The sequence below is a fragment of the Streptomyces sp. SM1 genome, from assembly GCF_002910825.1.
Classification (GTDB): Bacteria; Actinomycetota; Actinomycetes; order Streptomycetales; family Streptomycetaceae; genus Streptomyces; species Streptomyces okerensis.
Genome location: NZ_NEUB01000847.1, coordinates 1 through 13,359, shown reverse-complemented (window position 1 = coordinate 13,359; position 13,359 = coordinate 1). Strand labels below are relative to the sequence as shown.

Genomic DNA, 13,359 nt, shown 5'->3' with positions numbered 1-13,359 from the left:
CAGGGCGACATCCCCTACCCGTCGGCCGATCGGGGGCCGACGGCGCGGCCGGACCGCAGGAGGCTGCTTGTCCGGCCGAACACGAACGGACGCGGAGGGGGGCCTGCTGGTGGTGGAGGACATGACTCAGATCCTTTCCTCGCGCCGGCGCAGCAGGGTGTTCACCAGAACGCTCAGCAGTACGACGGTGACCAGCAACAGCACGGCAATCGTGACGCCGTAGGAGAAGAAGCCCTGGCCCCCGAAGATCTTCTCGTACACGAGAATCGTCAATGTCGTCGTGGATTCGGCCGGGCCGCCCTGCGTCATCACCAGCGGGTACTCGAAGACCTTCAGGGACCCGATCAGTGACAGCGTCACGTTGACAGTGAGGGAGGGGGCGAGCAGCGGCCACTCGACCGAGACGAACCGTCGCCAGCCGCTTGCGCCGTCGACGACGGCGGCGTCCAGTAGCTCGCTCGGCACGTTCATGTAGCCGGCGTAGAAGATGGCCGCCGAGAACCCGGCGAACATCCAGATGTTGACGGCGGCGATGGCCCACAGGGCGGTGTTCGGGTCCCCCAGCCATACCCGCGTCAGCGAGTCGAGACCGACGCTGCGCAGCACGCTGTTGATCGCCCCGGAGGGTGCGTAGAACGCCGACCAGATGAAGGCCGCCATAATCGGAGAGATCAGCATGGGGAGCAGGAGGAGCACGCTGTAGACCCGTTGTGCCCGGGGCCTCGAGTACAGGGCCCGGGCCAGTGCCAGGCCGATGCCGTTCTGGAGCGTGCAGACCACAGCGGCGTAGGCGACCGTACGGCCGAGCGCGTGCATCACCTGCTCGTCGCTGAAGAGCTGGCGGAAGTTGTCGAACCCAATGAACTGGCCCGGGTTGCCCGCGGGGCTGTCCGTCAGGCTGAGCTTTGCGCTGCTCACCAGCGGGTAGACGATGACGACGAGATAGATGACCGCGACCGGCGCCAGGTACAGCAGCGCCTTGCGAGGATGGCGAGTGATCATGAGTGTCCTTCGACCTGCGCCAGGGGCGCTACGTAGCCGCATGCCGTCCCGACGATGGTTGCTACGTCAGCTGCTGGGTCGCAGGGAGTTGTCAAGGTCCTTGAGCAGCTCGTCCTCGCTGGAGTACCGGCCCAGCATCCAGGCCTGAAGCTTGGACTTCATGCTCTTGTTCCCGGACGCGCTGAGCCACGAATCGCGCGGCAGCACATGGAATCGGTTGTCCTCATAGGCGGCCAGGGCCTTGGCCGCGACAGGGTCGTTGGGGTTCGTCGCGCCCTTCCAGGGACTGAAGGCGTGCTCGGCCTCGAGGAAGGGCTTGGCGTTGTCGGGGTCGGACCAGAACGCCAGGAACTTCTTGGCCGCGTCCGCCTTCTTGGTCTGGGCGTTGATGGACCACTGCGTCCCCGAGATCACGCCGACGCTGGACTTGCCGCCCTCGGTGGCGGCCGGCCACGGATTGAACGTGAAATTCTTCAGGCCTGCCTTCTGCAGGGCCTGGATCTCCCACGCGCCGTGGAACCAGAAGGCGTACTTGCCGGCGGCGAAGTCATTGAGCCCCTGCGACCACTCGTCGACACCGAGGGACTGCTTGAAGTCGACGTATCCGTCCGACTGGAGGCTCTTGATCTGGTCGAGGGCAGGCTTCCACTGAGTGAAGCTAGCCTGGCCCGAGTTGAAACTCTTGTCCCAGTCAGGCTTGTCCTGGTACGTGAGTGTGGATGCCGCGGCGTTGAGAACCATCTGGGCCGTGTCGCCCGCCTTGTTGGGGAACGCGATCGGCGTGATTCCCTTGGCCTTGAGCGTAGCCAAGTCCTTCTCGAACTGCGGCCAAGTGGTCGGCGCCTCGGAGATGCCGGCCTTCTTGAGCAGGTCGGTGTTGGCGTAGAGGCCCTCGGCGATGATCTCCATCGGCTGGCCGTACACCTTGGAGTCGACGGATATCGACGGGACGACCGCGGGGTCGGCCTTGGACACCCACGGCTCCGAGGACAGGTCCATGAGATAGCCGGCCTTGCTCCAGCCAGGGATCTTCGTGACGTCCGTCATGACGACGTCGGCCGCCTTCCCGGCGAGGAACTGCGGCTGCAGCTTCTGCAGGTAGGCGTCGTTCGGCGGGACGTACTCGAACTGTACGTCGATGTCGGGGTTGGCCTTCTCGAACGCGGAGACGATGGCGGCGATGTTCGCCGGCTCGGTACCGCCACCCTTCCAGCCCTGGACCTTGAGGACTGTCTTGCCTCCGTTGGAGCCGTCGCCCTCGGACGAGCAGCCAGAGACCACGAGCACCACCGACAGTCCTCCCGCGAGCAGAGCGGCCCGCGTCAGCTTTCGGTTCCTCGGCGCCTCGCCGGGACCGACCAGCGTCCGATTCTTCTTCATGTCTCCTGCCTTCCACACTTCGTTGTTGGCTGTGTCATGTCGGTCCGCCCGGGGCCCTCACCAGTCACCGTGCGAGCCGTCCTCGTGAGTGAAGGACGGTGTAGTCCAGTCCCCCTCGTACTCGCGATCACGTACGAGGCCCTCATTCACCTCGACACCGAGGCCCGGCCCGTCGGGAACCTGCAGGTGGCCGTTCTCGATGGAGAACGGCGAGGTCAAGATCCCCATGCCGAGATCCTCACCGTCGAGCAGACTGGGGAACTCCTGGACGAGGAAGTTGGGGATGCAGGCATCCACCTGCAGGCAGGCTGCGAGCGACAGTGGCCCGAGCGGGTTGTGCGGTGCGACCGCGACGTAATGAGCCTCCGCCATGGCGGCGATGCGACGCACCTCGCTGATGCCACCCGCATGGCACAGGTCGGGCTGCACGACGGCGACAGCACGCTTCTCGAGAAGCTCGCGGAAGCCCCACTTGGTGAAAATCCGCTCACCGGCGGCGATGGGCACGGTCGTCGAGCGCGCGATCTCAGCGAGGGCATCGACGTTCTCCGGCAGGCAAGGTTCCTCGACGAACATGGGAGTCAAGTGGTTCATCGCCTCGATCAGCCGCTTGGCCATCGCAGGAGACGTGCGGCCGTGGAAGTCCAGCGCGATGTCGAAGCCGGGTCCGACCGCCTCGCGCACGGCGCTGACACGGCTGACCTGGCGCTCTAGGTACTCGAGAGTGTCGATGGCGCGGACGGGGCCGTCGATGCCGAACTTGACGGCCGTCAGACCCGCTGCCTGGGCTGAACGGGCGGCAGCCACGAAGTCCTCGTCGGCCGACCCGCGAGCGTGGCCGTACATCCGCACGGAGTCCCGTACCGCACCGCCGAGCAGGGCATGCACGGGAGCCTGCAGCGCCTTGCCGGTGATGTCCCACAGCGCCTGGTCGATCCCGCTGATCGCGCTGCACAGCACAGGCCCACCGCGGTAGAAGGCACCCCGGTACATGACCTGCCAGTGGTGCTCGACGCGGCGCGGATCCTTTGCCTCGAGATACTCGGCCAGGTCCTGGACCATACGCTCGACGACCCGAGCCTGCCCTTCGACCACGGCTTCGCCCCACCCCGTGAGGCCCGCATCGGTGTCGACCGCAACGAAGAGCCAGCGCGGCCGAACGTGGAACGTCCGGACTCGAGTGACCCTCATCGAGCGCCCCCCAGGCTGCAGGAGAGCACGACGCCCCCAGCCCCCGGCACGCTGACTGCGTGCCGAAACACCGGTACAGCGATCCGGCGTGTTGGTACGGGAAGGAACATCCATCTACTCCTGTGCGATATATGCACACCACTGTGCGTTGAGTGAAAGATTTACATCTCCCTCCGCGCCAGCCAACCCCCAGTTACTATTTCGTTACGTTGCTGTCACATGCATGAGGTTCTCTCGCCTCACGGCGCCCCGCTCCGCCTCGCAGTGCAATCGATGCACATGCATCGGTGTATTCTGCACAAGCGGGCGCCCTCCGCACCGACGCGTCCACGTCTCCCTCCCGCCCGGAGATCGTGCGACGCACATCACTGCGAGAACATGGAGGACTTTGGTGTCGAGCTCCGTGAACCGTGCCCTGGACATCATCGAGATGCTGTCCGAGAGCAGTCAGGGGCCGCGCGAGCTAAGCGAGCGGCTGAATGTGCACCGCTCCACGATCGTGCGACTGCTGCACACGCTGGAGTCGCGTGGGTATGTGCGTCGGCTGCCGAACGGGAAGTGGGGGGGCGGCTTCGCGCTCGTGGCCACCAGTCAGCGAACGCTCGACGCCATCGACATCCGCGAAGTGGCCCGACCGCACCTCGCCGAGCTCGGGAGCGCACTGGGCCACACGATCCACCTGGCCACTCTCATGGGACACGAGGTCGTGTACATCGACAAGGTCGAGGGCCTGGGCGCGGTCCGCATGCAGTCCCGGGTCGGGGGCAAGGCCAACGCCCACACGGCCGGCGTCGCCAAAGCCATACTGGCGTTCGCACCGGCCGACATCCGGGACGCAGCCATCGAGGCCTGTACTTTCGAAAGGTACTCGGAGACGACCATCACGACTCCCCAGAACCTCGCCGCCGAGCTCGAGCGGGTGCGCGAGCGCGGATGGGCCATCGACGACGGCGAGGCCGAGGACTACATCAACTGCGTGGCCGTGCCCATATTCGGTCTTGACGGCGCCGTCGCAGGGGGACTGTCCGTAACGGCCGTCAAGTCGCTGGCCCCGCTGGCGGCCCTGGAGGCCCAGATGCCGCGCATCCAACGGGCGCGGGACGCCATCTCGGCAGAACTGGGTCACGATTGCGGGCCGAACTTCGTCAGCTGATCCGGCTCCCCGTCCGGACGCACGAAGGGGCCGACGACGCGTTTGGTCAGTCGGCCCCTTCGTTGCCGGAATCAGGGAACGACGTTGGTGGCGTCCCCGTATCGGACCTCGTCCGCGCTCAGAGGTTGCCCGTCCAGGCCCCGGCCGTCACTCCGCACCAGGATCCCGTCTGAGTCCGCGTCGAACGAGTGGTGAACACCGACCGACCGGATGGTCGCACCCGATACGTTCATCGAGTAGCGGCCACGCACGGCCTGGGGCCCCACAGCATCGGCGTACTCCTGCGACAGGAGCAGAATCGGGACCACCGGGAGCTTCGTCAGGCGCAGCCGCCCGGACGGCTCGTGGAGCGGGTAGTCCTCGTACGCGGTGGCACCGTCGATCCTGTTCTTGGTGTCGATGTAGTCGAGGTCGCTGGCCGCGAAGATCGCCCGTCCCGTGACGCCCGGCGTCCGCGTCAGGATGATGTCTCCTGTGGCCCGGAGGCCCGCGAACCGGCCACGCTCGATGACGCCGTCGGGAACCGTGCCGGGGCCCGTTCCCCCAGTCGGCGGGTCGAAGGAGAACTCCGCCGAGTCGGCATGGACTGCGAAGGCGCTGTCCGTGGCCGAGATGTCGTTGAGGGTGATGTTCGAGCAGTCCTTGGCATGCGGCTTGAGGTAGACGGATGCGAAGCCGTTGGTGTTGGTGATCCCGTCCAGGACGATGTTGCGCAGTGCCCCGAGGTCGGGGCCGGCCTGGCTGACCTTGTCCTTCGACCCGCCGCTGCCGGGCTCGAGGCGCACCGTCACCCCCTCATCGCCTGAGATGTCCTTCATGTAGACGTTGTTCGCCCCGAAGGTCTGCACCGTGGCGTACCCGGAGTGGATCCGGTTGGCGGACACGTCCTCGATGACGCCGCCGCTGGGCACGGTCCCGAAGAGGGGGTTGTAGTCCTTGCCCGGCGGGAGGCCGTCGCTGGGGTCGCTGTTCCCGTCGATGACCGGTGCGGCGTTGCGCGCAGCGTTGGTCAGGACGATGTAGGGCTGGGCCTGGTAGCTGCCCTGGATGTCGATGCCCGAGACGGCGAAGTTCGTGACATTGGCCAGACGTGCCACACGCCGGTCGCCGGTGCGCGGAATGCCCTGAACGACGACGGTGAACTTGCGGTGCGGAACGGTCGAGGCGATCTCGACGTTCTCGATCGGGTCGATCCCCTTGGGGGCACCGACGTCGAACACGAACTTGGAGGTGCCCGTCATGACGAATGTGGCTCCCGGATCGACCTCGATGCGGGTGTTGCCCTGATGGATCTTCAGGGTCTGCAGCCGGTACTCGCCGGAGGCGAACTTGATGACCCGGTACGGGTCGTCACTGGCCAGCAGGTCGTCAATCTCGGCCTGGGGAGTCGAGGGCGTGACGACGACCGGCCGCACAGTCGCGGGGATGCGGTTCTTGAAGTAGGTCTTGCCGTCGTGCTGAACGGTTCCCAGTGTTTGGGCGGCTGAGCCGGCGGACGACTCACTCGGTGCGGCCGGCTGCTGCGCCCGGGCAGCTCCGACCGCACCGGCCGACAGCGTCAGTGCAGCCCCCACGGCTGGGGCGAGGACACGGAAGAATCCGCTGCGGCGAGCAGGCTTCGGGGGGCTCGCGCCTTCGTGCGGACCATATAGATGACTCATCATCAACCCCTTGGCTATGTGCAGTAGTTGCACAGGTGTGAGCGCTTAGCGCAACACCCTGACAGGCAATCCCCTTTGTGGCAACCAACTGAGTTCGTCAACTTCCGGCGCGCGTGCACCCCGTGACGCGAAAGGCGGAGCCGCAGACCAAACCATTGACACCGACCCGAGGCTTCGACACAGTTCATTGCGCTAGACGCACCATCTTGTGCAGTATTGGCACACACGACAGAGAGGTGGCAGGAGTGGGACACCAACTGCGCACGCGGAGAGTCTTGGGAATGGCGAGTGCCCTGGCGATCGCCCTGGGGGCAACGACCGTGGCCGCGCAGGCGAGCCCCGGCTCGACATCCGTGGGCTCTGCGGCGACCAACGGCAAGGGTGCCAAGTCGCACCCCCAGAACATCAAGGCTAACGTCCCCAACGCGGACCCGAAGAACTGGGAGCTGGTCTCAAACCTCTCGGACGAGTTCAACGGCACAACCGTTGACACCGGCAAGTGGAACAACAGCCCTACGTCGTGGGGCGCCTGGACCTGGAACGCGGACAACACCTCCGTCAAGGACGGATCCCTCGAGCTGCGCATGCGCTACGACGAGCAGCCGAACGCCACCCTCCGTCGCGACGACTACACCACCTTCAAGTCGCACACCTACTTCTCCTCCGGCATCCTGCAGTCGAAGGCTTCAAGCGTCTACGGCTACTACGAAGCGCGCATCAAGGGCGTGGACACCTTCCCCGGCTCGGCGCCGGCGTTCTGGTTGTACAGCAACTACGCGACCGACAAGGCCGCGGGCTTCCTGGGTACCCAAGACGGCGACACGGCCTACTCCGAGGTCGACATCGTCGAAATGCAGCAGCACTCCAAGGACGCGCATCTGCTTGACCTACACGCGCCGTACCAGGTCATGCAGAACGGCAACCCCGTGTGGATCCGCAATGCCGCCCAGGCGCCCTACCTCGACCAAAGCGTCGTCAACGGAGGCTTCGACCCCGCGGCGGACTACCACACCTACGGCGTCATGGTTGCTCCCGACCGCCTCACCTACTACCTGGATGGCAAGCCGGTCAACAGCATCGCGAACACCAACTGGAACCGCCTGCCTATGAACGTCACACTCTCACTGGGGCTGCGCGACCCCAACCTGCGCTACGGCACAGAGAGCGACCCCTGCCCTGGCGGTGCCAGACGATGCGCCAACAAGCCGACGCTCAACTCTTCGGGCGGCGTGGATGGTTACCCGACCCACATGAGCGTCGACTGGGTGCGCGTCTACCGGATGAAGCCCGGAACCGTCGCGCCCTGACCGCCTCGCCCCTGGACGGCACCCAGATGTTCATCAGGATCTACTTCCGCAATCCTGGCGGAGTACGGCGGGCCTCCGAACGCACCCGCGAAAAAAGTCAGGTTCGCTGGTCGCGTTGAGCTGCGCGGCCAGATCCTGCGCAACCGTCAAAGACAATGGCCCGTCGCCAGCGGTCAAGACATCGCCCCAGGTCTGTCCGGAACCGAACCCAGCGTCCAGGCGAGATGCTGCGGCACCGACCAGTTCAGCTCCCTCCCATATCCAGTGCCGCAATAATCAGCCGCATCGGACATCTGCGTTGTCCGCCGGACGAACTGCAGTCCCTCCGCTGGTCTACACGCGGAATATCCGGAGCGTCCGGCCGATTGGTCTCCATGCACAGATCGCGGGAGGGGGCGCTGGTGGCCGAGCTGATGATGTTCCAGCAGGACGCGGACGGACGGGACGTCGAGCTGGCCGGCTCGACCGTGGCGCTGGAGGTGGAGCTGCAGCGGCGGGTCGAGGCCGGCCTGGAGCAGATGCTGGGCGTCCGTTTCCTGGCCTCGGAGTATCCGACCGGGCCTTGGCACCGGGGGCGGATCGACACCCTGGGGCTCGATGAGAACGGCAGCCCGGTGGTGGAGTACAAAAAGGGCTCCGACAGCGACCTGTTGACTGAACTAGTAGCGGAGATTCCGCAGGTCAGTGACCTGATGGCGGAAGCGTCGTTGATTCGGCCATGGAGGCATCGCGAGACCTGGCGGCCCTGTCTGTCCCTCTGGTCGGGGAACTGGTGGCCATAGATGATCCGTGGGATCCCTGCCGGCTCGTCGACCCCGCCGGGGAGCCGGTTGAAGGAGCGCGCACATTCCTGCGGGACCTGCAAGGAGCTGGTCGCTCGGCGGCGACGGCCCGTTCCTACGGGATGGACCTGCTGCGCTGGTTCCGTTTCCTCTGGGCTGTCGAGGTGCCGTGGGACCGGGCGAGCCGGATCGAGGCGAGGGACTTCTCCCGCTGGCTTCAAGTCGCCGGTCAGCCGAGGCGCCCGCACTGGCGACGCCCGAGCGAGGCGGGCCGGTGGGCCGCAGGTGGCAAGCCGTACGCACCGTCGGTGCGAGCGCACAGTGAGACCGTGCTGCGGAGTTTCTACGACTTCCACCGCGACATCGGCACCGGACCGGTCCTCAACCCGTTCCCGCTGGACCGGGCACGTCGCGGCCGGCGGGCTCATGCTCACCACAATCCGATAGACCCGCCCCGCAACGAACGCACCGGGCTCTACCGGCCGAGAGTGCCCAAGCGGGTGCCCCGCAATGTCCCCGACGAGGAGTTCAACAAGATCTTCGCCCGGCTCCCGTCGCACCGCGACCGGGCCCTGGTCGCCTTTTACGTCTCCACCGGCGCGCGTGCCAGCGAACTGCTCAGCACCTGGCAGGCCGGTGCCGATCCGGGGCGTCAGCTGATCTCGGTGGTCCGTAAAGGCACCGGCGAGGTCCAAGAACTACCTTCCTCGACCGATGCGTTCGTCTGGCTTCGGCTCTACCAGCTGGAGATGGACGACGCGATCCCGCGCGGGCGACGCCTGCCGCTGTGGTGGACCCTGCGTTCTCCGTCGAGGCCGCTGACCTACCACGCGGTTCATCGCATGTTCGAGCGGGCGAACACCCAAGCGGGAACGTCAGCGACGCTGCACGCGCTGCGGCACACCGCCGCCTACCGGATGGCCGAGGACCCGAGCCTCCCCCTCACCGATGTCCAATTCGTCCTCGGACACGCTCAATTGACCACGACCCTGACCATCCCCTCGTAGCGTGGAGCCCCTGAATGCAGGGGAAGTTGGGATTCATGGGGTCCAAGAAGAAGCCGCCGTACGACGCCGAGTTCCGTGAGGGTGCGGTGCGCATCGTGGTCGAGACCGGGAGGCCGGCCGGGGAGGTCGCCGAGGAACTCGGCATCAACCCGGGCACGCTGCACAGCTGGGTGTCGCGGTGGCGGCGCAACGGGACGACGTCCTCGGACCGGCCCGTACAACCGACAGCCGCCAGTGGCGGTGGCGGTCGGGTGCGGGAGGCCGAGCGGGCCGAGCTGGAGCGGCTGCGCCGGGAGATCGGGGAGAAGAACAAGCGGATCCGGGAGCTGGAGATGGAGCGTGATGTCTTCAAGCGATGCATGGCCCTCTGGGTGAAGTGACCGAGAACGCTCCGGAGGCGGTGGTCGCCTTCATCGGTAACCAGAGGGTCGGGCATGGTGTCCCGCACCGGGTGTCCTGCCGGGTGGTCGGGGTGAGCGAGGCGTGGTTCTACAAATGGCGCCGGCGTCCCGACGAGCCGACGAAACGCGAGGTCAGGAGGGCGAGGCTGGAGGAGCGGATCGTCCACTTCTTCACGGAGTCCGGTGGCACCTACGGCTCGCCGAGGATCACCTTGGACCTGTGGGCGGAGGGCTGGCAGGTGTCGGTGAACACGGTCGCGGAGATCATGGCCGATCTCGGTCTGCAGGGCCGCAAGCCGCCCAGGCGGCGGTCGCTGACCCGGCAGGGCAAGCGGAAGGCCGCCCCTGACCTGGTGCATCGCCGTTTCGACGCGGTGGCCCCGGACGTGCTCTGGTACGGGGACATGACGGAGATCGAGACCGGTGAGGGCAAGATCTATCTGGCCACGGTCCTGGATGCGTTCTCGCGCCGCCTGCTCGGCTACGCCATGGGCGAGCACCATGACGCGGCCCTGGTCGGAGCGTCGTTGAAGATGGCCACCGCGACGCGCGGCGGCCGGAGGGACGGGACGATCTTCCACAGCGACAGGGGAAGTGAGGGCGGATTCAACCGGTCGTCGCAACACCTTGATTTCGGAGGTGTTCAAGATCGCTACGGAGGACTGGAGCCGGAAGACCGGTGATGTGCCCGAGGAGCTTCGGCGGCAGTGGCGTGCTGATCGGGCGCTGAGGCCGGCGATGCGCTCGCCTGGCCGGCCTGATCCGTCGCGGGTGGTGCAGCGGCAGTTCTGGCGGCTGATCGCCACGGGCATCACGACGGCTGAGGCATCGCTGGCGGTCGGGGTTTCGGTGCCGGTCGGCTCTCGGTGGTTCCGTCACGCTGGCGGCATGCCGCCGATCTCTCTGGCCGAGCCCACCGGCCGCTACCTGTCCTTCGAGGAGCGCGAGGAGATCGCGATTCTGCGTGCCCAGGACAAGGGCGTGCGAGAGATCGCCCGCGCGATCGGACGTGATCCGGGGACGATCTCGCGCGAGTTGCGCCGCAACGCCGCCACCCGCAGCGGGAAGCAGGAGTATCGGGCCACGGTCGCTCAGTGGAAGGCGCAGCAGGCCGCGAAGCGCCCGAAGGCGGCCAAGCTCGCGGGCAACGACAGGCTGCGTGATTATGTGCAGGAACGGCTCGCCGGGAGTGTCCGTCGTCCCGACGGCTCGATCGTCACCGGTCCGAAGACGCCCGCGTGGAAGGGGCTGAACAAGCCGCACCGGCAGGACAGAAGATGGGCGATGGCATGGAGCCCGGAACAGATCTCGCGGCGGCTTCGCGTCGATTTCCCCGATGATGAGTCCATGCGCATCAGCCACGAAGCGATCTACCAGGCGCTGTTCATCGAGGGCCGCGGTGCGCTCAAACGGGAGCTGGTCGCGTGTCTGCGGACCGGCCGGGCGTTGCGTACTCCCCGCGCACGGTCGCAGAACAGGCCGCAAGGGCATGTCACCGAGGACGTCGTCCTCAGCCAACGCCCCGCCGAGGCCGCGGACCGCGCGGTCCCCGGACACTGGGAAGGCGATCTGATCATCGGGACCGGCCGCTCCGCGATCGGCACGCTCGTCGAGCGCAGCAGCCGCTCCACACTCCTGGTGCACCTGCCCCGGCTCGAAGGCTGGGGCGAGAATCCGCCGGTGAAGAACGGCACCTCACTCGGGGGTTACGGCGCGATCGCGATGAACGCGGCGCTCACCACATCGATGGCACAGCTGCCCGAGCAGCTGCGCAAGACCCTGACCGGAGAACTCGACGGTCAGGTGGGTATGGCGAGGTAGCCCCTGGGCTCTGGTGGGTCCGGGGCTGCTGGTCGTGCTGGCGGTGGTGTGTCAGGCGCCTGCCGGGGTGAGGGTGACGTCGTGGCCCAGGGCGGTGAGCTGGCGGACGAGGTCGCGGGTTTTGCGGGTCGGGTCGAGGTTCTTGGTGTGCCAGTCGGGGCCGAGGTCGCGGTAGCGGGCGGTGGGGTCGTTCATGAGGTGCCAGACCGTGACCAGGATGGAGCGGGCGACGGCGACCAGGGCCTTGAGGTGGCCTCGTCGTTTGACGATGCGGCGGTAGCGGGCGCCGAGGAAGGTGTCGGTGCGGGCCGCGGAGACGGCGGCTTCGCCGAGTGCTCCGCGCAGCCAGGGGTTGCCTTTGCCCGCGGGCCCGGAGGTGTTCTTCGGGCCGGACTGGAAGGTGCGGGGGGACAGGCGTGCCCAGGAGGCCAGGTGGCCGGCGGTGGGGAACACGCTCATGTCGGTGCCGATCTCGGCGAGGATGACCTGGGCCGTGGCGGGCCCGACGCCGGGGATCTCGTCCAGGCGCTCGATGTCGGTCAGCGGCATCAGCATGCCCTGGCCGGGCCGGCCGTCGTCCCTGTCACCGTCCTGGTCGCCGGGGGTCGTGGAGAGTTCGCCGAGACGGGTGGTGATGCGGGCGGTGAGCTTGTCGATCTGCAGGGTGAGGTAGTCGACGGTGTCCAGCAGCATCCGCAGCATGAACGCGTGGTGTTCCTCGAACCCGCCGGCCAGTGCCTCTTGAAGCTCGGCGGGAGAAGCCTTGATGGTGCCGTGTGCGAGGCCCGCCAGGGCTCTGGGACTGCGTTCGCCCGCGATCAGTGCTTCGAGCATCGCCCGCCCGGAGACCCCGAAGATGTCGGAGATCACCGAGGACAGTTTGATCTGCGTGTCCTCCAGGAGTTTCTCCGCGCGCTGTTTGTGCCGGGTGCGCTCGTGGGTGAGGACCGCGCGGGAGCGGGTCAGGTCCCGCAGTTCGCGCACCGGCTTCGGGGCACGAACGAGGCCCTCAGCATGCCGCGTTCGGCCAGCTTGGCCAGCCACACCGAATCGAGCTTGTCGGTCTTCGGGCGGCCGGGGACGTTCTTCACGTCACGCGCGTTGACCAGCCAGCACTCCAGCCCCCGCGACTCCAGGAGAAAGAAGAAGGGCTTCCAGTACGTCGAGGTGGCCTCCATCACGACCCGGGTGATGCCCTGGCATATCAGGTGGTCCGCGAGGTCCAGGATGGCGCCGCTGGTCGCGGCCACGTGCCACACCCGCTGCACTCTCCGGCCGGGCTTTTCCTCGTGTGGGACCCGGGTGCACACCATCCCGGACGCCTTGGCGATATCGATCGCCGCGACCCGCTCCACCAACTCCGGGCCCTGCTCGCTCTCCTCGGCAACCGTCTCTGCCACGGGCGAGTGCCCCTTTCGATCGTTCCGTTCGTGCCGTCCGTACAAGGCGGCGCCCGCCCCAAGGGGCCACGGGGGAAACGAAATCTGACCGGCGTGCTCTACGGCAACAAGGCAAGGCCCCGCAGCGGCCCCTGCACCAGACTGACCTGCGGGCTTGGTGTCCCAACGAGCTACCGGAGTCGGCGAGCGGGCGCCGCGATCATGTTTTCACGCCGGCAAGGCGTTCCCCGACAGGGACCAGAAGGACTGACCTG

At 66.9% G+C, this 13,359-nt stretch carries 12 protein-coding genes and 1 pseudogene; 7 read left to right on the top strand and 6 right to left on the bottom strand.

Going from position 1 to position 13,359, the window contains the following annotated elements:
* Window positions 1–126 precede the first annotated feature (126 nt).
* The 3 genes from B9S61_RS27250 to dgoD all read right to left on the bottom strand — a co-directional run bounded on the left by B9S61_RS27250 (window position 127) and on the right by dgoD (window position 3,573).
* Window positions 127–1,002: a carbohydrate ABC transporter permease gene (locus tag B9S61_RS27250; RefSeq protein ID WP_103544609.1), complete on the bottom strand. Its 876-nt coding sequence runs from the start codon at window positions 1,000–1,002 to the stop codon at window positions 127–129.
* A 66-nt stretch (window positions 1,003–1,068) separates the two neighbouring features.
* Complete coding sequence (locus B9S61_RS27245; protein ID WP_103544608.1) at window positions 1,069–2,382, bottom strand: ABC transporter substrate-binding protein; 1,314 nt, start codon at window positions 2,380–2,382, stop codon at window positions 1,069–1,071.
* 57 nt (window positions 2,383–2,439) lie between these two features.
* The gene (dgoD, locus tag B9S61_RS27240) at window positions 2,440–3,573 is read right to left on the bottom strand and encodes a galactonate dehydratase (protein WP_103544607.1); all 1,134 of its coding nucleotides are present in this window, start codon (window positions 3,571–3,573) and stop codon (window positions 2,440–2,442) included.
* A 391-nt stretch (window positions 3,574–3,964) separates the two neighbouring features.
* Between dgoD and B9S61_RS27235 the strand changes: the two genes are divergently transcribed.
* On the top strand, window positions 3,965–4,726 hold the full coding sequence (locus B9S61_RS27235; protein WP_181007558.1) for an IclR family transcriptional regulator: 762 nt from the start codon (window positions 3,965–3,967) through the stop codon (window positions 4,724–4,726).
* Window positions 4,727–4,797: 71 nt separating this feature from the next.
* Here B9S61_RS27235 and B9S61_RS27230 read toward each other — a convergent pair whose 3' ends face one another.
* Window positions 4,798–6,300, bottom strand: coding sequence for a hypothetical protein (locus B9S61_RS27230; protein ID WP_103544605.1), 1,503 nt, complete (start codon window positions 6,298–6,300; stop codon window positions 4,798–4,800).
* Window positions 6,301–6,668: 368 nt separating this feature from the next.
* On the opposite strand from B9S61_RS27230, the gene B9S61_RS27225 reads away from it, so the two are divergent.
* From B9S61_RS27225 to B9S61_RS27200, 6 genes and pseudogenes are all read left to right on the top strand, one after another.
* Window positions 6,669–7,694, top strand: coding sequence for a family 16 glycosylhydrolase (locus B9S61_RS27225; RefSeq protein WP_103544604.1), 1,026 nt, complete (start codon window positions 6,669–6,671; stop codon window positions 7,692–7,694).
* Between the two features lie 401 nt (window positions 7,695–8,095).
* A complete protein-coding gene (locus B9S61_RS27220; protein ID WP_258039872.1) occupies window positions 8,096–8,476 on the top strand; it encodes a hypothetical protein in 381 nt (126 codons plus the stop codon).
* A complete protein-coding gene (locus B9S61_RS27215; protein WP_103544603.1) occupies window positions 8,413–9,483 on the top strand; it encodes a site-specific integrase in 1,071 nt (356 codons plus the stop codon). The genes B9S61_RS27220 and B9S61_RS27215 overlap by 64 nt, the downstream gene beginning before the upstream one ends.
* A gap of 14 nt (window positions 9,484–9,497) precedes the next feature.
* A complete protein-coding gene (locus tag B9S61_RS27210; protein WP_258039871.1) occupies window positions 9,498–9,863 on the top strand; it encodes a transposase in 366 nt (121 codons plus the stop codon).
* Complete coding sequence (locus tag B9S61_RS27205; RefSeq protein WP_181007557.1) at window positions 9,860–10,567, top strand: IS3 family transposase; 708 nt, start codon at window positions 9,860–9,862, stop codon at window positions 10,565–10,567. The genes B9S61_RS27210 and B9S61_RS27205 overlap by 4 nt, the downstream gene beginning before the upstream one ends.
* A 205-nt stretch (window positions 10,568–10,772) precedes the next feature.
* A pseudogene (locus tag B9S61_RS27200) lies at window positions 10,773–11,669 on the top strand (IS30 family transposase); the annotation flags it as partial.
* Between the two features lie 87 nt (window positions 11,670–11,756).
* Here the strand turns inward: B9S61_RS27200 and B9S61_RS27195 are convergent.
* Together B9S61_RS27195 and B9S61_RS42690 are read right to left on the bottom strand one after the other, a co-directional pair.
* Window positions 11,757–12,689, bottom strand: a complete 933-nt coding sequence (locus tag B9S61_RS27195) for an IS110 family transposase (protein WP_258039676.1) — start codon at window positions 12,687–12,689, stop codon at window positions 11,757–11,759.
* Window positions 12,668–13,105: a transposase gene (locus tag B9S61_RS42690; RefSeq protein WP_258039675.1), complete on the bottom strand. Its 438-nt coding sequence runs from the start codon at window positions 13,103–13,105 to the stop codon at window positions 12,668–12,670. The genes B9S61_RS27195 and B9S61_RS42690 overlap by 22 nt, the downstream gene beginning before the upstream one ends.
* Between the last annotated feature and the right edge of the window lie 254 nt (window positions 13,106–13,359).